17 protein-coding genes are annotated in these 20,066 nt (G+C 68.4%); 8 read left to right on the top strand and 9 right to left on the bottom strand.

What is annotated here, in order from left to right; translation table 11 throughout:
- Positions 1–26: 26 nt before the first annotated feature.
- The 3 genes from ACWGE0_RS01965 to ACWGE0_RS01955 are packed head-to-tail and all read left to right on the top strand — an operon-like array spanning position 27 to position 2,526.
- A complete protein-coding gene (locus ACWGE0_RS01965) occupies positions 27–1,127 on the top strand; it encodes an acyl-CoA dehydrogenase family protein (RefSeq protein WP_452259000.1) in 1,101 nt (366 codons plus the stop codon).
- Positions 1,124–2,068, top strand: a complete 945-nt coding sequence (locus ACWGE0_RS01960) for an LLM class F420-dependent oxidoreductase (protein ID WP_452258999.1) — start codon at positions 1,124–1,126, stop codon at positions 2,066–2,068. Before ACWGE0_RS01965 ends, ACWGE0_RS01960 begins: the two co-directional genes overlap by 4 nt.
- A complete protein-coding gene (locus tag ACWGE0_RS01955; protein WP_452258998.1) occupies positions 2,065–2,526 on the top strand; it encodes a winged helix-turn-helix transcriptional regulator in 462 nt (153 codons plus the stop codon). The genes ACWGE0_RS01960 and ACWGE0_RS01955 overlap by 4 nt, the downstream gene beginning before the upstream one ends.
- Positions 2,527–2,676: 150 nt before the next feature.
- Here the strand turns inward: ACWGE0_RS01955 and ACWGE0_RS01950 are convergent, their stop codons facing one another.
- Positions 2,677–3,663: a DUF222 domain-containing protein gene (locus ACWGE0_RS01950; protein WP_452258997.1), complete on the bottom strand. Its 987-nt coding sequence runs from the start codon at positions 3,661–3,663 to the stop codon at positions 2,677–2,679.
- Here ACWGE0_RS01950 and ACWGE0_RS01945 point away from each other — a divergent pair.
- The 4 genes from ACWGE0_RS01945 (at position 3,658) to ACWGE0_RS01930 (ending at position 6,966) form a co-directional block, all read left to right on the top strand.
- Positions 3,658–3,849 (top strand): hypothetical protein, encoded by a 192-nt coding sequence (locus ACWGE0_RS01945; protein ID WP_452258996.1) that lies wholly within the window; start codon positions 3,658–3,660, stop codon positions 3,847–3,849. The two genes, ACWGE0_RS01950 and ACWGE0_RS01945, sit on opposite strands and share 6 nt — an antisense overlap.
- Before the next feature lie 210 nt (positions 3,850–4,059).
- Positions 4,060–5,178, top strand: a complete 1,119-nt coding sequence (locus ACWGE0_RS01940) for a MalY/PatB family protein (protein WP_452258995.1) — start codon at positions 4,060–4,062, stop codon at positions 5,176–5,178.
- Positions 5,179–5,245: 67 nt separating this feature from the next.
- Positions 5,246–6,196, top strand: coding sequence for an ATP-binding cassette domain-containing protein (locus ACWGE0_RS01935; RefSeq protein WP_452258994.1), 951 nt, complete (start codon positions 5,246–5,248; stop codon positions 6,194–6,196).
- Positions 6,193–6,966, top strand: a complete 774-nt coding sequence (locus tag ACWGE0_RS01930) for an ABC transporter permease (RefSeq protein WP_452258993.1) — start codon at positions 6,193–6,195, stop codon at positions 6,964–6,966. The genes ACWGE0_RS01935 and ACWGE0_RS01930 overlap by 4 nt, the downstream gene beginning before the upstream one ends.
- An 18-nt stretch (positions 6,967–6,984) precedes the next feature.
- Here the strand turns inward: ACWGE0_RS01930 and ACWGE0_RS01925 are convergent, their stop codons facing one another.
- Positions 6,985–10,026: a BTAD domain-containing putative transcriptional regulator gene (locus ACWGE0_RS01925; RefSeq protein ID WP_452258992.1), complete on the bottom strand. Its 3,042-nt coding sequence runs from the start codon at positions 10,024–10,026 to the stop codon at positions 6,985–6,987.
- Positions 10,027–10,056: 30 nt separating this feature from the next.
- Positions 10,057–10,908, bottom strand: coding sequence for an aminoglycoside phosphotransferase family protein (locus tag ACWGE0_RS01920; protein ID WP_452258991.1), 852 nt, complete (start codon positions 10,906–10,908; stop codon positions 10,057–10,059).
- A 24-nt stretch (positions 10,909–10,932) separates the two neighbouring features.
- On the opposite strand from ACWGE0_RS01920, the gene ACWGE0_RS01915 reads away from it, so the two are divergent.
- Positions 10,933–12,195 (top strand): lanthionine synthetase LanC family protein, encoded by a 1,263-nt coding sequence (locus ACWGE0_RS01915; RefSeq protein WP_452258990.1) that lies wholly within the window; start codon positions 10,933–10,935, stop codon positions 12,193–12,195.
- Here the strand turns inward: ACWGE0_RS01915 and ACWGE0_RS01910 are convergent.
- The 6 genes from ACWGE0_RS01910 to ACWGE0_RS01885 form a co-directional block, all read right to left on the bottom strand.
- On the bottom strand, positions 12,192–13,196 hold the full coding sequence (locus ACWGE0_RS01910; RefSeq protein ID WP_452258989.1) for an LLM class flavin-dependent oxidoreductase: 1,005 nt from the start codon (positions 13,194–13,196) through the stop codon (positions 12,192–12,194). The genes ACWGE0_RS01915 and ACWGE0_RS01910 overlap by 4 nt on opposite strands.
- Before the next feature lie 67 nt (positions 13,197–13,263).
- On the bottom strand, positions 13,264–15,999 hold the full coding sequence (locus tag ACWGE0_RS01905) for a glycoside hydrolase family 2 TIM barrel-domain containing protein (RefSeq protein WP_452258988.1): 2,736 nt from the start codon (positions 15,997–15,999) through the stop codon (positions 13,264–13,266).
- Between the two features lie 3 nt (positions 16,000–16,002).
- Positions 16,003–16,821 (bottom strand): carbohydrate ABC transporter permease, encoded by an 819-nt coding sequence (locus tag ACWGE0_RS01900; RefSeq protein ID WP_452258987.1) that lies wholly within the window; start codon positions 16,819–16,821, stop codon positions 16,003–16,005.
- A complete protein-coding gene (locus ACWGE0_RS01895) occupies positions 16,818–17,714 on the bottom strand; it encodes a carbohydrate ABC transporter permease (RefSeq protein ID WP_452258986.1) in 897 nt (298 codons plus the stop codon). Before ACWGE0_RS01895 ends, ACWGE0_RS01900 begins: the two co-directional genes overlap by 4 nt.
- Positions 17,711–18,994, bottom strand: a complete 1,284-nt coding sequence (locus ACWGE0_RS01890; protein WP_452258985.1) for an ABC transporter substrate-binding protein — start codon at positions 18,992–18,994, stop codon at positions 17,711–17,713. The genes ACWGE0_RS01895 and ACWGE0_RS01890 overlap by 4 nt, the downstream gene beginning before the upstream one ends.
- An 88-nt stretch (positions 18,995–19,082) precedes the next feature.
- Complete coding sequence (locus ACWGE0_RS01885; protein ID WP_452258984.1) at positions 19,083–20,066, bottom strand: LacI family DNA-binding transcriptional regulator; 984 nt, start codon at positions 20,064–20,066, stop codon at positions 19,083–19,085.

The raw sequence follows: 20,066 nt of genomic DNA, 5'->3' as shown, positions 1-20,066 counted from the left end.
ACTGAACCGCTGATCCAGGAGGAACCGTGCTGGCTGTCGTGGCCGAGCTGGCCCGTGAGGTCGCCCCGGAGACCGAGGCCGGGCGCGCGCTCGCTCCCGAACTGCTGGCAGCGATCCGGGACGCGGGGCTGTTCCGGCTGGGTGTGCCGCGTTCGCTGGGCGGTGCCGAGTCCGATCCGGCCTCGACGCTGGCCGCCGCCGAGACGATCGCCCGTGGTGACGCCTCCGCTGGGTGGTGCGTGTCGATCGCCGCCACGAGCGGATTGCTCGCCGCCTATCTGCCCTCGGCCGGCGCGGACGAGGTGTTCGGTGATCCGCGATCGGTGGCTGCGGGGGTGTGGGCGCCCAAGGGTCGTGGTGTCGCGGCCGACGGCGGGGAGGTCGTGTCGGGGCAGTGGTCGTTCTGCTCGGGGATCCAGCACGCCGACTGGTTGTTCGCCGGGTTCGTGCACTCGTCCGGGGTGCTGAAGGTGGCCGCGCTGCCGAAGTCGTCGCTGGAGGTGCTCGACACCTGGCACACGACCGGGTTGCGCGGCACCGGAAGTCACGACTCGGTGGCTCGTGACGTGTTCGTTCCTGATCACCGGATTCTGTCCGTTCTGGACGGACCACCGGCCGGTGCTGCCGCGCTGTACCGCTTTCCGGTGTTCGGGTTCTTCGCTTTGTCGGTCGCGGCGGCTGCTCTGGGCAACGCTTTCGGCGCACTGGACGACTTCGTGGCCTTGGCGGTGCATCGCAGTCCGCTCGGATCTCGTCGCACTTTGGCGGAGCGGACCTCGGTTCAGGCGGCGGTGGCCTCGGCTGACGCGTCGCTCCGGGCTGCTCGGGCCTTCTTCTACTCGGCGATTGCCGAGGCATGGCAGGCGGCGCAGGGTGATGAGCCGGTGCCGGTGGGTGCGCGGTCGGCGTTGCGGCTGGCGGCAACGCACGCGACCCGTACGGCGCGGGTGGTCGTCGCTGACCTTTACGACTTGGCCGGTGGTGGCGCGATCTACGACGGTGCGCCACTTCAGCGACGGTTCCGCGATGCGCACACCGCGACCGCGCACTTCCAGGTCAACGCGGCCTCGTACGAGTTGCCGGGCAAGGTGCTGCTCGGTGTGCCGGCGCAAACGGAGCAGCTGTGACGTCCGTTGGTGTGGTGACGCCGTTCTGGCTGGATCGGCCGCCGACGGAGGCGCTCGACATCGCCGTGGTGGCTGACGAAGCCGGGTTCGGCACGTTGTGGATCGGGGAGATGGCGACGTTCGACGCGTTCGCACTGGCCACGGCCGTCGGACTGCGGACGTCGGACATCTCGCTGAAGATCGGGCCGCTCGCGGTCGGGGTGCGGAGTCCGGTGGCGCTGGCTTTGGGACTGTCCACTGTGGTCGCGACAACCGGGCGGCGGGCCGGTTTGGCGTTGGGCGCGTCCAGTCCGCGGATCGTGTCCGAGTGGCATGGGCGACCGTTCGAGCCTGTCCGGAGGATGCGGCAGACCGTCCGGGACACTCGGGCGATCTTGAACGGCAACCGGGTCGCCGGGTTCCGGTTGCAGCAGCCGGTTCCTGGTACGCCGATCTCGGTGGCGGCGTTCGGGCCGGCGATGACGCGGGTGGCGGTGGAGGAGGGGGACGAGGTGGTCCTGAACCTGGTCAGCGCCGATCACGTCGCCCGCGTGTGCGCGGGGTTTTCTGGTTCTGCCGACGTTCCGCCTCCGCCTGTCGCGGTGTGGATTCCGGCTGCTCTCGATCCCGGCGAGGCCACTCTTCGGCAGTTGCGGTCCCAGCTCGCTGTCTACCTCGCTCCGCCTGGGTACGGCGAGATGTTCACGGCCCTTGGTCACGGCGAGCTGGTTGCGCGTGCGCGGGCTGGTGCGTCGCGTGCTGAGCTGGCGCAGGACATTCCGGTTTCGTTGATCTCGGCTGTCGGTGCGGTCGGGTCGGCGGACGACGTCGTTCGCCGGGTGGACTCGTATTTTGAAGCGGGTGCTTCGCATGTTGGGCTTGTGCCTGCCACGGCGGAGGATCCGGCTGGTCGGCGGCTGTTGACCACGCTCTCCCCGCTGTTGACGAAAGGACGCCGATGATCGACCCTGGCGCTCTCGACCGCCGGTTCCGTGGGGAATCCGTTGGGCGAGCGCTTGATCTCGTGGGGGAGCGGTGGACGCTGTTGATCCTGCGTGAGGCGTTCTTCGGGGTGCGCCGGTACGGGCAGTTCGTGCGGAACCTGACCATCCCGCGTCCAACGTTGTCCGCTCGGCTGAAGTCTCTGGTGGAGGCCGGGTTGCTGGAGCGGGTGGCGTATGCGGAGGACCGGGACGAGTACCGGCTCACCCGGTCTGGGTTGGAGTTGTTTCCCGCCATCGTCGTGCTGATGAAGTGGGGGGACACGTACGTGCCGGATCCTGATGGTCCGCCGGTTGTGTTGGAGCACAGTGCGTGTGGTCAGGTGGCTGAGGCGTTTCTCGCCTGCCGGTGTTGTGGTGGGGAGATCACTGCGCACAACGTTGTTGCTCATGCTGGTCCGTTTGAGGGCAAGACCTAACCCGGCACATGCCCTCCTTCGTCGGGCGTGTGCCGGACCGAATTTCTGTGGTCACCGTGCTTGGGTGGTTGCGGGGCGTGGACCAGTTGCATGCGAATGGCGCGGATTGCGTTAGTGGTCGCCAGGTGCGAGTTGCGATTTAAGGATTGATCAGAAGGGCGGCGGGTCGCCTAGTACTGGTTCTGGATGGCGTTGATAGGTTTTTCCGGCTGGGCTTTTGAAGCAGAATCGGCCTGGTTTCGGTTGGCTCACTTGCCAGGCTGAGCGGTGTTTTACGCGGTGGTGGCGTTTGCAGAACGCGCCGAGGTTGTCCGCTGAGGTGCTGCCCAGCGGGAATGGGATTGTGTGGTCGAGTTCGGACTTGTGCGAGGGGCGCATGCAGCCGGGGAAGCGGCAGGTGCGGTCTCGGGCCCACACGAACCTGCGCAGCGCGGCGGGTGGGCGGTAGGTGCTGGTGCCGAACTCCAAGGCTTCGCCGGTCGTGGGGTCGGTGAGCAGGCGGCGCCAGGTGGCGTCACCGGCGAGTTCGCGGGCCAGGCCGGGCGTGATGGGGCCGTAGCCGGCGAGCTCGCCGGGCTGTTCGGACAGACCCATCAGGGTGGCGGCCGAGACGGTCACGTACAGCTCGACCTTGACGGCGCTGGCCTTGTCCGGGGTGGCGAGCAGCAGGTCGGCGAACACGTCGGCGCGGACCTGGTCGAGCGTGCGCGGGTCCTGCGGCGTCTTGACCTGCTGGGCGATGGCGTCGACGCGGGCGGAGCAGGCGGCGGCCAGGTGCGCGGGCAGGAACGCCCAGATCCTGGCCATGTCGTCTTCCAACGAGTCGATGCCTGTGCAGCGCTGCTTCTTGCGCTCCTCGGCCCGCGCCTTGTGCCCCTCGGGATCGACACGCATCACCACCCGGTTGGTGAGCTGCCGCATCTGCGCACCGGTCTGCTCCGGCGCCTTGACCAGCACCCGTTCCTCGACCTCGGCGGCCAGGTCTGCGGTCAACGGCAACGTCCGCTCGTACAGCACACGGGCCTTGTAAAGGTCGATCTCGCCCTTCTCCAACGCGTTCAACGTCTGCGGCAACTTGCTGGCCAGCTCCACCGCCATGTGGACCTGGTCGGTGGTCCACCGGGATGTCCAGTGCATCGCCGCCGCGATCTCGGCATCGAAGAACTCATCACCAGCGCACGCGACAGCGTAATCCGCGAGCACGCGAATGGCCTGAGCCTGATGATAAGCAACTTGTTTCTGATGATAGGCGAGAGCATCGAGAACCTCGACCGCTTCCATACGCCCATTCTATTCGTGATCAAAAACGTCAAAGGGGGCTAAGCAACACACGATCGAGTGACAAATTCTTTCCCGACAACGCAACCCGCAGCTAGCAACCACCCACGCCCCCGGAACCCGACGCACGCAACCGGTCCACGCCCCGCAACCACCCAAGCACGGTGACCACAGAAATTCGGTCCGGCACACGCCCGACGAAGGAGGGCATGTGCCGGGTCGGCGCCAGCCGTCAAACCATCTACCGTGACAGTCATGGAGAACCCGCTGACCCAGGTGTCGCTGGAACGGTTACGCCACCGCACAAGCGTGAAGTGGCGCCAATACCCGGAAGACGTCCTGCCGCTGTGGGTGGCCGAGATGGACGTGGACCAACCAGAACCGGTGCAGCGCGCGATCATCGACGCGGTCCAGCAAGGCGACACCGGCTACCCGGCCGGCACCGCCTACGCCGAGGCGCTCAAAGACTTCGCCAAAACCAGGTGGAACTGGGACGGCATAGCGATCGAACGCACCGCGATCGTCCCGGACGTCATGCTCGGCCTGGTAGAGATGATCAAACTGGTCGACGCGGACCTGGTCATCGTCACCCCACCCGTGTACCCGCCGTTCTACCTGTTCGTGCGCAGCATGGGCCTGCCGATCGTCGAAGCACCACTGACGAACGACCGCCTGGACCTGGATGTGCTGGAACAGACGTTCAAGCACATCAAAGCCAAGCAGCCGGTGTTCCTGCTGTGCAGCCCGCAAAACCCGACCGGCACCGTGCACACCGCCGACGAACTCACCGCTGTAGCCCAACTCGCCGAAACCTACGGCGTTCGCGTGATCGCCGACGAGATCCACGCGCCGATCGTCTCCAAAACAACGACCTTCGTGCCGTACCTCAGCGTCGACGACCGAGGGTTCTCCCTGATGTCCGCCTCGAAGGCCTGGAACCTGTCGGGCCTCAAAGCCGCTGTCGCCATCGCCGGACCGGCAGCCGCCGACGACCTCGCCCGGTTGCCGGAGGAGGTCAGTCACGGCCCCAGCCATCTCGGCTCGATCGCGCACACGGCGGCGTTGCGTGACGGCGGCGACTGGCTCGACGCGATGCTGGACGGTCTCGAGGACAACCGGAAGCTGCTCACCGACCTGCTCGCCGAACACCTGCCCGAGATCGGCTATCGGCCGTCCCCTGCGACGTTCCTGGCGTGGCTGGACTGCCGGAAGCTGGGCGACGACCCGGCAGGGCTGTTCCTCGAACGCGGCCGCGTCGCGCTGACCTTGGGAGACGGCTTCGGCACCGGCGGAGCGGGGTTCGCGCGGTTCAACATCGCGACGTCGCCAGAGGTGATCACCGAGGCGGTCCGGCGGATGGCTGCCAGCCGCTGACAGCGTGCTGTGCGCGCCCTGTCAGCGGCGCGGCGCACTGTTCTCCCGACACAGGGAGGAACGAACGATGTCGCTCGCGATCAGGGCTGAAGGCCTGGTCAAGCACTACGGGGAGACCAAAGCGCTCGACGGGGTCGATCTGGAGGTGCCGGAGGGGAAGGTCGTGGGGGTGCTCGGGCCGAACGGCGCGGGCAAGACCACGGCGGTGCGGGTGCTGGCGACGTTGCTGCGCCCGGACGCGGGGCACGCCACGGTGCACGGGCATGACGTGGTGAAGGATCCGAGGGCCGTGCGGTCCCTCATCGGGCTGACCGGGCAGTACGCGTCGGTCGACGAGGACCTGTCCGGCACGGAGAACCTCGTGCTGCTGGCCCGGCTGCTCGACTACTCACGTGCGGGGGCGCGTGCGAAGGCGGCCGAGCTGTTGGAGCAGTTCGAACTTACGGACGCCGCAGGCCGAGCCGCCAAGACGTACTCCGGAGGCATGCGGCGCAGGCTCGACCTCGCGGCGAGCCTGGTCGGCAGCCCGTCCGTGCTGTACCTGGACGAACCGACCACCGGGCTGGACCCGCACGCGCGCAACGAGGTGTGGGCCGTGGTCCGCAAGCTCGTCGCGAACGGCGTGACGGTCCTGCTTACCACGCAGTACCTGGAGGAGGCCGACCAGCTCGCGGACACGATCACGGTGTTCGACCACGGCCGCGTGGTGGCCGAGGGCCGGCCGGACGAGCTGAAGCGGCGCGTCGGCGGGCAGACGTTGCAGGTGCGGCCGACGTCGTTGCTCGATCTCGATGCCGTGCAACGGATTCTCGGTGATCTCACCGGGGTCCGGCCGACCCGCAACGACGACTCCGGGCTGCTGACCGCGCCGGTCAACGACCCGGTGCTGCTGTCCACTTTGGTCCGCAAGCTCGACGAAGCCGGGATCACCGCGGACGAACTGGCACTGCGCCTGCCGTCGCTCGACGAGGTCTTCCTGGCGCTGACCGGCAAGCAGAGTGAAGGGAGCCTGGTATGAGCACCATCGCGTTGGACCGCGGTGCGCGGCACGGGCTCACGCTGGCCTGGCGCGGCATCCTGAAGATCCGCAAGAACCCGGAGCAGCTCGCGGACGTGACGATCGCGCCGATCGTCTTCCTGGTGATGTTCACCTACCTGTTCGGCGGTGCGCTCGCCGGGAACACGGACGCGTACCTGCAGATGCTCGTGCCGGGCATCCTGGTGATGAACATCCTGCAGGCCAGCATGACCGCGGGCGTGCAGCTGAACACGGACGTCTCCAAGGGCGTGTTCGACAGGTTCCGCGCCATGCCGATCGCGAGATCCGCGCCGTTGATCGGGGCGGTGCTGGCGGACATCGTGCGGTACGTCGTGTGCATCCTGGTGTTGCTGATCGTCGCGACGGTCATGGGCTTCCGGGTGCAGACCGGTCCGGCGGAGCTGCTGATCGCGGTCGGGCTCGCGCTGGCGTTCGGGCTGTGCTTCTGCTGGGCCTCGGTGTTCGTGGGCATGCTGCTCAAGACCCCGCAGGCGGTGCAGGGCCTGATGTTCGTGCTGATCATGCCGTTGACGTTCGGCAGCAACGTGTTCGTCGGCACCTCGACGATGCCGGGCTGGCTGAAGGCGTGGGCGGACATCAGCCCGGTCTCGCTGCTGGCGGACGCGCTGCGCGGGTTGCTGAACGGCGGCGCGATCGCCGGACCGCTGACCGGATCGTTGATCTGGATGGTGGCGGCGGTCGCGGTGTTCTTCCCGCTGGCGATGTGGGCTTACCGCCGCCGGGTGTGAGCCGACGGGAGGCGGGTGTCAGCTGTCGCTGATGCCCGCCTCTTCGCCTACTTCCCGCAGTGCCTCGGCTTTGGCGATCCCCAACGGTTCCGGCTCGCCGAGTTCGGCGACCAGCCTCCGCATGTCCGAGTCACCCATGTCGATCCGCCCGCGAATCACGGCCGCGAGCGCGAGCAACCGGGACGTCGCCTCGTGGCGGCCCTGCGCGTACCGGATCTGGGCGAGCAACTCCGTCACCGTCGCCAGGTCCGGCATGTCGCCGCGGTCCGACGTGGTGCCGATCGCCACGGCGACACGCTTCTCGGCTTCGGCCAGATCGCCGTCGGCGATGGCGATGCGGCTGTCGAGGATGGCCGACCACTCCGTGACGAACGAACCGAGCACGGCCGAGAGAGTGGCACGCCGCTTGAAACGGGAGCTCAGCTCGCGTGCCTCGGCGATCCGGCCCGCGCGCAGCAGGACCTCCGCCTTCGCATAGTCGATCATGATGGACATCTGGTCGTTGCCGATGCTCCGGACGTACTGCTCGGCCTCGATCACCTCGCGCTCGGCCGTGGCGTGGTCGCCGAGCCGGGCGTACTCGACCGCGAGCCGCCACCGCTGCTGCACGGCGTCGTCGAGCGACCGCAGCTCCAGCGCCACGTCGAGACCCCGCTTGTACAGCTCGATCGCCGCCTGGTTGTCGCCGGTGTGCGAGACGAACGTGGCTTTCATGCCGAGCGTCATCGCCGAGCCCCACCGGTCGCCCACGGCCACGAACTGCTCGTACGCGCGGTCGCGGGCCAGTTCGGCACCTTCGAGATCGCCCTCGTCGACCAGGATGAAGCTGAGTGCCCAGTCCGCTCCGGCTCTCGCCCAGGCGTCCTCGCTCGCCGCCGCCCGTTTCACCTCACGGCGGGCCAATTCCTGGTTCTTGCTGAGGAACGCGAGCATCGGCAGCGCGATCGCGAGCGACGCGTGTTTCTGGGCGGCTCCCGAGTTCACGCAGTCCTCGATCACCTGCGCGGCCTCGGCGGTGGCGGGCAGGCCCGGCTGTGCCGCCATGATCAGCTGCATCGCCCGGAAGGTGGCGTGGACGTCCGCGGGCAGCTCGTCGCCGAGCGCGAGCACGTCGCGCACCGAGAGTTCGGCGCGTTCGTTGTCGCCCTTGACCAGCCAGTACCAGAACACGCCCGCGAGCAGGTCCGCCGCCAGCCCGACCTCGTGCTCGTCGATCGCCCCGCGCAGGGCGGCCACGATGTTGTCCTGCTCGGCCTCGTACACGCCGATCGCCTCGACCTGACGGGCCGTGCGGGTGAGCGGCTCCCAGCGGCCGGTCAGATCCCGGTAGTAGCGCCGGAAGCGGTCGACGATCTCCTGCTTCTCGCCGGACGCCTCGAGCTGCTCGGCAGCGTAGACCCGGATCGTCTCCAGCATCCGGTACCGCGGTTCGGCGTCGAGCTCGATCACGTCCACAATGGACTTCTCGACCAGTGACGTCAGCACGTACAACGAGTCTTCTGCGCAGACCTGCTCGATCGCCGTCAGGTCGGCGCCGGCGGGGAACACCGCGATCCGTCTGGCCAGCCGGAGCTCTTCCTCGGTCAGCAGGTCCCAGCTCCACTCCACGACCGCGCGCAACGTGCGCTGGCGGGGCAGTGCCGTCCGGCTGCCCGAGGTGAGCAGGCGGAACCTGTCGTCGAGGCGCTGGGTGATCTGCCGGACCGTCATCGACCGCAGCCGCGCGGCCGCCAGCTCCAGCGCGAGCGGCATGCCGTCGAGCCTGCGGCAGATCAGCCTCACATCGTCCACAGTGGACTCGTCGAGCTGGAAACCAGGCTTCACCGCGCTCGCCCGGTCGAGGAACAGCCGCACCGCGCCGAACTCGGACACGTCGGCCTGTCCGTCGGGCACGCTCAGCGGGCCGACCGGGCACAGCGACTCACCGTCGATCGCGAGCGGTTCCCTGCTGGTCGCGAGCACGCGCAGGTTCGGCACGCGGCGCAGCAGTTCGTTGGTGAACTCGGCCGCCGCGCTGATCAGGTGCTCGCAGTTGTCCAGCACCAGCAACGACTCGCCGGCGCCGAGCACGTCGGCGATCCGGTTCATGCCCTCGCTGGCCCGCCGCAACGGATCTCCGGTGCCGAAGCTCAGTTCGAACGCGCCGAGCACCACACCGGCGAGGTCCTCCGCCGCCCGCACGCCGGCCAGCGCCGCGAACCACACACGTCCCTTGGCGTGCAACGGATGCCGGGCCGCGACCTCGGTGGCCAGCCGCGTCTTGCCCGCACCACCGGGCCCGACCAGCGTCACCAGCCGGGCCTGGCCGAGCAGTCCGGTGATCTCCGCGAGCTCGTCGTCACGCCCGACGAAGCTGGTGAGCCGCACCGGCAACCGGTCGACCGCCGCGCGCGGCCCGAGTTCGCCGCGCAACGCCGCGAGGTGGACCTGCTGGAGCTCGGCGGACGGATCGACGCCCAGTTCGTCGGCCAGCCTGCCGCGCACCGCAGAGTAGATCTGCAACGCGTCGGACTGACGGCCCTGTGCGCACAGCGCGCGCATCAGCAGCCCCGCCAGGCGTTCGCGCAGCGGGTGCCGCTCGTGCATCGCGGTGAGGGCGGCGACGTCCAGTTCGCCCGTGCTGGACCGCTCTTCCTCGGCCGCGAGGCGGGCTTCGTCGAACTTCGTCGCCGCTACCTGGGCGAACGGAGCTTCCCGCACGTCGGCCAGTGCCTCACCGCGCCACAGCGCGAGCGCCTCGTCCAGACGTCCGGCGGCACGCAGCTGTTCGAACCGGAAGACGTCCACGTCACCGGTCGCGATGCCGAGCCGGTAACCGCCCGGTTCCAGCGAGACGGGACAGACCTTGCGCAGCCGCGACACGAGCGACTGCAGGGCGTTCGACGCGTCCGCGGGCGGCTGCTCACCCCACAGGTCGTCGATCAGCGTGGTGGTCGGCACCGGACGGCCGGGGTCGAGCGCGAGGCGTGCCAGCAGCATGCGGACGCGGGCACCACCGATGTCGACCGGTGTGCCGTCCTCGGCCACCACGGTCGTCGGGCCCAGCAATGCCACTCGCACAGGTCCAGCTTCCCAGATCACGTCCGGCGATCAGGAGAGAACGCCGAGTGCGCGCGTCAGCGCGTCGGTGATCATGATCTCCATCGTGTCGCCGGTGCTGCCGCGCGGCACCCGTTCGGTGAGCATGATCGAGTAGAGATAGGCCTGGTAGGCCGCGAGCCGGACGCGCGAGGCCTCGGTGAACTCGAACCCGTAGCTCGTCAGGAAATCCGGATCGTCCTCGATCGACCCGAACAGGGCGAGCGACACGAACTCGGCCACCGGATCGCCCCAGAACGCCCGCTCGCCGTCGACCAGCCCCGTGAGTCCGGTGCCGGCGAGGATGTTGCCGTCCCACAGGTCGAAGTGCACCAGCGCGGGCCGTGTCACCTCGTCGAACGCGGTCCTGTGCCTGGTCAGGTCAGCGATCGGGAGTGGCACGCCGTATTTCCGGGCGTCGGCCAGCACCGCGTCGAACATCCCGAAGAACGCCTCGGTCCACGTGTCGTGCAGGCCGAGTTGCGGATAGCCGAAACCGGGCCCGGTGACCTCGTGCAACGCCGCCACCGCCATGCCGAGCTGCCGGCGGATCAGCGGATGGTCGACATCGGACCGTCCGAAGAGGGGCTGTCCTGGCAGACAGGTCGCCAGCAGAGCGTGGTCGTTGCTGAACACGACCTCCGGCACCGGCGCGACCGCGGACCCCAGCGTGCAGAACATCGCCTCGGTCTTCATGAGATCGCGCTCGTAGGTCAACCCGGGCTGATCACCGGGCGACACCTTCAGCACGAACTCGCCTTCACGCGCCGACACCCGGAACACCGAGTTGTACGTGCCGCCACCCAAAGGGCTCGTCGTGCACTCGGTCAGCCCGGCGGCGGCGAGTATCGGCTCCACAGTCACCTCCGCCAATGTAATCATCGGGGGATGGGGACGTACTGGGGAACCGCCGAGGCTGCTTGGCGATGGGTGCTGGATCAGGTCCGTTACGACGACGCCGTCTGGATTCCGCCGTCCGTTGGCGAGGAGCTGGATCCGGACGGTCGCGACGGCATGTACGCGGGCGTTGGCGGGCTGGCGCACGTGCTGGCCGAGATCCGGCTGAGCCGCGCGTGGACCGCAGCGGAACAACGGCTCGCGGACGCCATCGCGGGCCAGGTCCGGGCCGGGATCGCCACGGCCACGAACTACGACTTCTTCGGTGGTCTGGTCAGTTCGATCGGCGTGCTGACGGCTCTGGACGCGCCCGGATCCGACGCGGCGGTCGCGCGCCTTCTCGAGCTGTCCACACCGGACGGCTGGCCGAACGACCGCTACCGCCCGCCCCGGTTTCTCGAAGGCGCCCACTGCCACGACGCGACACTCGGCACGGCAGGTGTGCTGCTGGGTGCGATCTGGGCCCAGCGGCACGGTGTGGCCGGAGCGGAGGAGCTGGCGAAGACCTCGGCCGAGATCCTGCTGGCCGAGCGCGAGGAGGTGCCGGCCGGACTGAACTGGCGGCAAGTGCCGGTGCGGTCGTGCGTGTGGCAACGGGAGATGCCGAACTTCTCGCACGGACTCTCCGGTATCGCGGCCGCGCTCGCCGTGGCCGGTGCCGAGTTCGGTCGCCCGGACCTCGTCGAGGCGGCCGCTCTGGGTGCCGAGCACCTCGTGACCTTGGCGGACACGGCCGACGGAGGCTTCCGCGCCCCGCTCATCCTTCCCCCACTGGAGGGGTACGGGCCGTTCAGCTACGGCTGGTGTCACGGGCCGACCGGAACCTCGTTGCTGTGGCAGGCCTTGCGTCACGCGGGCGTGTCCGAGGTGGCGGGCGCACCGGTGATGGACTGGCACAGCCGATGCCTGCACAGCGTTCGTACATCAGGTCTGCCCGAACGGCGTTATCCGGGCTTCTGGGACAACGACGGCCGCTGCTGCGGAACCGCGGGCGTGGGTGACGTCCTGCTGGACTCAGGTGACCGGGACTTCGCGTTGCACCTCGCTGACGCGGTGGTCGAACGGGCGATTCCGGACGGCAACGGCGTGTGCTGGCGGTTCATCGAGCACCGCGAGGACGACCCGCTGCTGCCCGCGGGCCTCGGCTGGATGCAGGGCGCGGCGGGCATCGCCGGATTCCTGTTCCACGCCGGTCGCGCCGCTCAGGGCGACGCGACCGCCGTGCCACGCATGGACACCTGGTGGGCGCTTTAAGAAGGCTGCCAGCCCAGTTCCGGACCCAGCTTCGTGGCGAGGTCCGTGAGGATCTGCACGTAGTCCTCGTGGTCGAAGCTGAACGGAAGCGCGAACGCCACCTCGTCGACCTGCTGGAACGCGAGGTGCGCGTACAACTCGTCGGCGATCTCCGCGGACGTGCCGATGATGTCGCGTTCGAACATGTACCGGCGCGGCCCGAACGGCGTGCCGGTGCGGGCGGTGCGCTTCTCCACGTAGTCCTGGTACTTCGCGCGCTGCTCCGGCGTGGCCGAGTCGGTCGGGATCACCACCAGCCCCTGCGACACCCGCCCGCCACCTTGCTCGCGGAACGTCTTGATGTGCGACAGCTGGATCTCCGCGAAGTCCTCCGACTCCTCGGCCTGGACCACGTTGCTGCACAACAGGTTCAGCCCGTGCGAGCCCGCCCACTTCGCCGACCGCAGACTTCCGCCGCCATACCACATCCGCTCGCGCAGACCGGCCGCGTGAGGCTGCACGCGGTCCGAGAACACCTCGATGCCCTCGGTGCCGCTGAAGTCCGTGACCTTCTCGCCGCCCACGAAGTCCAGCAGCCGTTGCAGCCGGTCGTAGCTGAAGTCCTCGACGTCCGCGGTCTGCGGGTACAGCGCGTGCTTGACGTCGTCGTAGTGCATCGGCGGCCCGACGCTGACCCCGGGGTTCAGCCGGCCGCCGGACAGCACGTCGACGGTCGCCAGGTCCTCGGCGAGCCGCAGCGGGTTCTCCCAGCCCAGCGGGATCACCGCGGTGCCGAGGCTGATCCTGCTGGTCCGCTGGCTGGCGGCGGCCAGGATCGCGACCGGCGACGAGATCCCGAACTGCAGGTGCCGGTGCCGCACCCAGGCGCTGTCGAACCCGAGCTCCTCGCCCAGCGCGATGATGTCCAGCGTGGTCCGGTGACCAGCGCCCGGGTTGTGCTCGTCGAACAGCCCGATGGTGAGAAAACCCAGCTTTCGCAACGGGTCTGACTTCTGCGGCACGGAACCTCCCTCAAGTCTCCTTCCGAGGATAGGTGACGTCTCAACTAGGTCCACATCGTGGAACGGGTCAGGCCGGCGGCGTGAACGTGACCGAGAAGCTCGCCTTCTGCGCGTGGAGCCGGTGCTGCGGCAGCACACCCGGTCCGCACGACGCGGTGCCCAGGCCGTGCTGAGCCAGGTCGAGGTTCAGATACACGTGCTCGCGCGGCTTGAGGTCGTCCGTGTGCTGGGCGGCGTCGAGGTCCTCGCTGGTCCAGCGACGGGCGGTGAAGTCGAACACCGGCTCGCCCTCGATCCTCAGGTCACCGATTCGCAGCCAGCGGGCGTCCGCGCGGTTGCCGTTCTCCTGCGGGAAGACGTACGGCGTCTGCAGTGCGTCCACAGTGGACGAGAAGCGGCCGGTCCTGGCCGCTTGACGGCTGTCCGCGTACGCCTCGCCGGGGCCCGCGCCGAACCACTCGACGGTGTCGAGGGCCGCGGGCAACGCCATCCGCAGGCCGAGCCGGGGGAGTGTGCACGGCCAGTCGCCGTCCGGCGTCACGTCGACGTGCAGGCGCAGCCGGTTGCCGTCGGCGGTCCAGTGGTAGTCGGCGAACATGCCGAACGCCCAGCTCGGCGGCGCCACCCGCGTCCGCACGACCAGCGCGGTCTCCTGGACGTCGACCTCGATCACGCGGTGCTGCAACCGGTGCAGGCCCGCTTCACGCCACGCCCGGTCCTCCGGGTTGTCCGAGCCGCGATCGTTGTCGGTCGTGGCACGCCACAGGTCGAGGCGGGGACCTTCGACCGGGTACTCGCCGAGCCGGGTCAGCAGGCCGGTCGCCGGGTCGAACTCGCCGGGGCCGAGCCACAGGACGTCGCCGACGCCGACCAGTTCCACACCGCTGATCGGGGTGACCGGGTTCGCCTGCGCGACGGAGATCTGGCCCCAGGCGACGACGTGGCCGGCATCGGCCCAGCTCGTGGCCTCGGCCAGGGACGCGAGGACGGTCAGCCAGCCTTCACCCGGAGCGGAAGCCAGGTCGGGCAGTGGGACGTCGGCGTGCTCGCCGGCGGCGACCACGGGCACGTCGAGGGCGCCCGACGCGATTTCGATTCCGTCGGCCTCGTACACCCAGTCGAACCGCAGGTGGTCCAGCGATCCGTGGTCGTAGAGGCTCGCGATCCGGATGCCCGAGCCGGTCCCGGTGATCCGGACCGGTTCGAAGACCTTCGCGAACTCCAGCAGGCCCGGCGACGGCGTGCGGTCCGGGAACACCAGTCCGTCGATCACGAAGTTGCCGTCGTGCAGCGGTTCGCCGAAGTCACCGCCGTAGGCGAAGTGCCCGTCCCGCTGCAGCCCGTGGTCGATCCACTCCCAGATGAACCCGCCCTGCACGGTCGGATAGCGCTCGAACAGCTCGCGGTACTCGAGCATGCCGCCCGGCCCGTTGCCCATCGCGTGCGCGAACTCGCACAGCACGAACGGCATGCCGTGCGTCCTGTCCTGCCCGATCTGGTCGACTTCCTCGTGCGAGGCGTACATGCGGCTGTAGACGTCGACGTACTCGCAGTCGAAATCGCCCTCGTAGTGCACCGGGCGGGACGGGTCGCGGTCACGGGTCCACTGGGCCATCGCGGAGAGGTTGCGGCCGGTGTGGGACTCGTTGCCGAGCGACCACAGCACGATCGACGGGTGGTTCTTGTCCCGCTCGACCATCCGGCGCATGCGGTCCACATAGGACTCGGCCCAGCGCGGGTCGTCGCTCGGGTTGCCGGCCCAGTCGAGTTTCTCGAACCCGTGGGTCTCCAGATCGCACTCGTCGATCACCCACAGGCCGTACTCGTCGCACAGCTGGAGGAAGTACGGGTCCGGCGGGTAGTGGCTGGTGCGCACGGCGTTGACGTTGTGCTGCTTCATCAGCAGAACGTCGGCGAGGGCGAACTCGCGGGGCACCGCGCGGCCGAACTCCGGATGGTGCTCGTGCCGGTTCACACCGCGGAACACCACGCGGGCGCCGTTGATCGTGAGCACGCCGCTCTCGATCGCGACGGTCCGGAAGCCGATCCGCACCGGCACCCGTTCGACGGCTGTGTGTACGAAACCGTCGTACAGCCGTGGACTTTCCGCACTCCACGGCTCGACAGGCACCGAAATCGACTGCCCGGGCAGCAGATCGTGCACGTCCAGCTCGGGCACGGTGACCATCGCGCCGGCGACCTCCAGCGTGCCGAGCCCGGTGACGTGATCGTAGGAAGCGTGGATCTGGTAGTCGGCGACGCCACCGCGCGGCCGGGACAACAGCGTCACCGAGCGGAAAATCCCGGACATCCACCACATGTCCTGGTCTTCCAGGTAGCTGCCGGACGACCACTGGTGCACCCGCACCACCAGCACGTTCCCGGCAGAGCGAAGCAGGTGTCCCACCTCGAACTCCGTCGGCAGCCTGCTGCCGCGGGTGATGCCCAGTTCGACGTCGTTGAGCCAGATCCGTCCGCACGAGTCGATGCCGTCGAAACGCAGCACGGCAGGTTCATCGGGCCAGTCGGCTGGCAGGTCGAACGTGAGCCGGTAGTCACCCGTCGGGTTCTCCGAAGGCACGAACGGCGGCTCGACCGGGAACGGGTACCGCACGTTGGTGTACGCGGGCTCGCCATGGCCTTGGAGCTGCCAGTGGCCGGGCACGGTGATGGTGCCCCACTCGCCGTCGTCCAGGCGGAAGCCCCAGGTCCCGTTGAGCGACAACGAAGCCGCGTCCGAGGTGAAGAACGCACGCGGCGGCAGTGCGCCGGTGCCTGGATCGATTTCTTCGATGTACGACAAGTTTCAACCCTTTACTGCGCCGGCGGCGATGTTGCGGATGAAGTGGCGAGCGCCGATCAGGAACACGATCACCAGCGGCACGATCGCCACCAGCGTCCCGGCCATCACGACGGCGTAGTTCTTCAGATAGAGGCCGTTGAGCTGCGACAACGCCACCTGCAGCGTCACGTGGTTCGAGTCGATCAGCACGACCAGCGGCCACAGGTAGTCGTTCCACGTGTTGACGAAGGTGAAGATGCCGAGGAACGCGAGCGCTGGCCGCAGCACCGGCAGACCGACCGAGAGGTAGGTGCGGAAGAAGCCCGCGCCGTCGACCCGTGCGGCCTCCAGCAGTTCGTCCGCGATCGCGCCGCGGGCGTACTGGCGCATCCAGAAGATCCCGAACGCGTTGGCCGCCGCCGGGATGATCAGCGCCTTCAGGTCACCGACCCAGCCGAACGCCGCCATCAGGTTGAACTGGGGGATCGCCGCGAGCTGCGTCGGCACCACGAACGTCGCCAGCAGGATGCCGAACAACACGTTGCTGCCGGGGAAGTCGTACTTGGCGAACGTGAAGGCCGCGAGCGAGTCGAAGAACAGCACCAGCAACGTGGTCGCGATCGCCACGACCAGCGTGTTCAGCACCGAGCCGAAGAAGTCGACCTTCGCGAACACCTCGCCGATGTTCTCGAGCAGGTGCCCGCCGAACCAAAACCTCGGCGGCGTCGAGTAGATGTCCGCGGTGGTGTTGGAGGCCATCACCACGAGCTGGTAGTAGGGGAACAGCGTGATCAGCGCGCCGATCGCCAGCGCCAGGTAGGTGAGCAGACGGCCCGGCTTCACCGCACGTCTCCCTTCAGGCGCGGCGGGCGCTGCACGAGCCGCCAGTTGAGGATCGAGAAGAGGACGACGACCACGAAGATGCCCCACGCGATGGCGGCGCCGTAGCCGAAGTCGTTGTCCGCGAAGGCGGTGTTGTAGAAGTAGAGGACCATCGTCATCCCGGCGCCCTCGGGGCCGCCGCGGTTGCCGAGCAGGATCTGCGACTCGGTGAAGATCTGCAGGCCGCCGATCGCCGACATCACGACCGAGAACAGCAACACCGGGCGCAGCAACGGAAGCGTGACCCGGAAGAACGTCTGCACCGGGCCGGCGCCGTCGAGCTTCGCGGCCTCGAAGACGTCCTGGGGGAGTGCCTGCAGACCGGCCAGGAGGATGATCGCGTTGTACCCGGTCCAGCGCCAGATGATCATCAACGAGATCGCGACCCTGATCGCCCACGGATCGTTCAGCCACTGCACCGGATCGACGCCGATGAGGCCGAGGAACCAGTTGAGGACACCGAACTCGTTGGAGAAGAACGACCCGAACACCAGCGACATAGCGACGATCGACGTGACGTTCGGCAGGAAGTAAGCCACCCGCAGGAAGCCCTTGTGGCGCACCGACGAGTTCAGGCCGAGTGCGACGAGCATCGACAGGACCAGCATCGGGATCGTCGACATCACCCAGATGATCAGGGTGTTGCCGATCGACTCCCAGAACGCGGTGTCGGTGAGCAGGAACCGGAAGTTCTCCAGTCCCACGAACTTCATCGGGCTGACACCGTTCCACCGCTGGAGCGACAGCCACAGCGAGTACAGGATCGGGTAGACCCCGAACACGGCGAACAGCACGAAGAACGGCGCGATCGCGAGGTACTGCGGCGCGTATCGCCATTTCTTGTTGACGGTCACGCGAGCACCCCCTGACGGCGCAGCAGCCGTTCTACGGCCGTGTTCGCGTCATTCCAGGCACGTTCCGGGTCCTTGCCCGCGCTCTCGACGTTCGTGAGCTCGTCGGTGTAGGTGTCGCTGATCGAGATGTCGTACGGCGAGAAGTAGACGGGCTGGACCTCTTCGGCGATCTTGCCGAACACCTCGATGGTCGTCTGGCCCCCGAAGAACTCCTCGGGCGCCTGCACCCGCGGGTCGTCGAACGCGGCGGAGCTCGACGGGAACAGCCCGAGCTCCAGGTAGGCCGCCGCGAGGTTCTCCGGCGACAGCAACCACTTCACGATCTCGTACGCACCCTGCGGATCCGGGCAGTACTTCGTGATGGCGAGGAACGACCCGCCCTGGTTGCCGGGACCGCCGGGTGCCCGGCACACGTGCCACTTGCCGGACGTGCCCGGCGCGGACTGCTTGAGGTTGCCAGTGATCCAGGAGGCGTTGACGAACGCGACCTCCTTGCCGTTGTTCCAGGCCGCGAGCCGGTCCACGCCCTCACCGCTCGCCGAACCCGCGTAGCCCGCCGTGAGCCCCATCTGGAACGCCTTGACCGCGCGATCCCACGCCCGCCGCACCTGCGACTGGTCCGCGAGATACCGGTTCTGCCGGTCGAGGTACTTCTGCCTCTCCTGCGCCAGCGAGTACGTGAAGACCATCTTCGTGTCGGTGATCAGGTACCGGCCGGGCAGCTTCTCCTTGACCCGCATGCCGAACTCGAAGTAGTCGTCCCAGGTGGACAGTGCAGCGGCGACCGCCTCGGGTTCGCTGGGCAGCCCGGCCTCGGCGAACAGGTCGTGCCGGTAGTAGAGCGCGGCCGGCCCGATGTCGATGGGGAAACCGAGCTGGAAGCCGTCGGGACTGCGCCCTGCCTGCCACTTCCACGGCAGGTAGTTCTTCTCGTCCTGGGCGGCGCCGAGCGCGTTGAGGTCGGCGAACCGGTCGGTGGCGGAGAAGTACGTGGAGATGCCGTCGCCGAGCATCGTGATGTCCGGCAGGTAGGCCTCGCCGGACAACGCGGCGAGCAACCGCTGGTTCAGCTCGCCGCTGATCTTGGACGGCGTCAGCTTCTGGGCGGGGAAGCGCTGCACGGCCTCGCCGAGCACCTTCTCCGACACGCCGTTGGTGGAGTACCAGAGCGTGAGGCGGCCGGGGTTGGCAGTGGTCGGGCTGGAACATGCTCCTGCGCCGAACGCGGTCGCGGCCACGGCCGCGGTTCCGGCGAGGAACCTGCGTCGAGTCAACGTCATCGGGGACCCTCCGAGGAGCCCGTGAACGCTCCCGTGAACGTTCACGGCGTGCGCGAAGCATGAGCCGAACGGGTGACGCTGTCAAGGGTCAGGCAGATTCGCGGACTAACAGAACGGCGTTGACCAGCAGTTCTTCTGAGGGCAGGTGCGGTTCGCCCGCCAGCAGTCTGCCCGCCTGCTCGATCGCGAGAGCGCCCACTCGCGCGGTGTCCAGCGCGACGCTGGTGAGCGCCGGGTCGACGACGGTGCCGAGCTGAAGCCCGTCGAACCCGATCACGGCGAGATCGGCGGGCACGGCCCGGCCGAGCTGCCGGGCGGTCCGCAGTGCGCCGATGGCGATGATGTCGTTGAACGTGAACACGGCCGTCAGGTCGGGGTGCGCGTCGAGCAGCTTCTTCAGCGCCTCGGCCCCGCCCTCGACCGACTGCACCGCGTTGCCGACCGCGCCGGCGGCGAGCTCGTGCGCGTTCATCGCGTCGGCGAACCACTGACGCCGGATGCTCGGTTCGGAGCGGCCCGCGTGGTCGAGCATGCCGATGCGCCGATGACCGCGGGCGACGAGGTGGTCGACGGCCTCCCGCACGCCCGCCGCGCCCTCGATCCGGATCGAGCTGAACCTCTCCGTGTGGTGCTCGCGCCCGATCAGCACGGCGGGGATGCCGCTCAGGTGCGCGTCGAGCTCGGCCTCTTCCAGGCTGAAGTAGCCGACCACGGCGTCCACTTGGGACACGACGACCTCGAGCGTGCCGCGTTCCTGGTCGATGCTGTCGGCGGTGTCGTAGACGATCACGTGCCAGCCGCGTGCGCGCGCAGCCTCCAACGCACCGTGCGCGACCTCGGTGAAGAACGGGTTGAGCAGGTCGGGGATGACGAGCCCGATGGTCGTGCTGTCCTGCCGCACCAGCCCTCTCGCGAACCGGCTCGGCCGGTAACCCAGCTCGCGCGCGGCGTCCAGGACGCGTTGCTTGGTGCTGCCGTCGATCTCGCCCTTGTCGTTGAGAGCACGCGACACCGTCTGCCGCGACACCCCCGCGACGCGCGCGACGTCGTTGATCGTGACCCGTTGGCCCAT

Source organism: Lentzea sp. NPDC054927, assembly GCF_053610285.1.
Note: the sequence above shows the minus strand (reverse complement) of the source record. Positions and strands in the feature narration are given on the sequence as shown.

Excerpts from the sequence above, each read along its gene's own strand:
- ACWGE0_RS01950 (WP_452258997.1), bottom strand. The coding sequence starts at position 3,663 with ATGCACTGGACATCCCGGTGGACCACCGACCAGGTCCACATGGCGGTG.
- ACWGE0_RS01890 (WP_452258985.1), bottom strand. The coding sequence starts at position 18,994 with ATGACGTTGACTCGACGCAGGTTCCTCGCCGGAACCGCGGCCGTGGCC.
- ACWGE0_RS01940 (WP_452258995.1), top strand. The coding sequence starts at position 4,060 with ATGGAGAACCCGCTGACCCAGGTGTCGCTGGAACGGTTACGCCACCGC.
- ACWGE0_RS01915 (WP_452258990.1), top strand. The coding sequence starts at position 10,933 with ATGGGGACGTACTGGGGAACCGCCGAGGCTGCTTGGCGATGGGTGCTG.
- ACWGE0_RS01955 (WP_452258998.1), top strand. The coding sequence starts at position 2,065 with ATGATCGACCCTGGCGCTCTCGACCGCCGGTTCCGTGGGGAATCCGTT.
- ACWGE0_RS01935 (WP_452258994.1), top strand. The coding sequence starts at position 5,246 with ATGTCGCTCGCGATCAGGGCTGAAGGCCTGGTCAAGCACTACGGGGAG.
- ACWGE0_RS01885 (WP_452258984.1), bottom strand. The coding sequence starts at position 20,066 with ATGGGCCAACGGGTCACGATCAACGACGTCGCGCGCGTCGCGGGGGTG.
- ACWGE0_RS01930 (WP_452258993.1), top strand. The coding sequence starts at position 6,193 with ATGAGCACCATCGCGTTGGACCGCGGTGCGCGGCACGGGCTCACGCTG.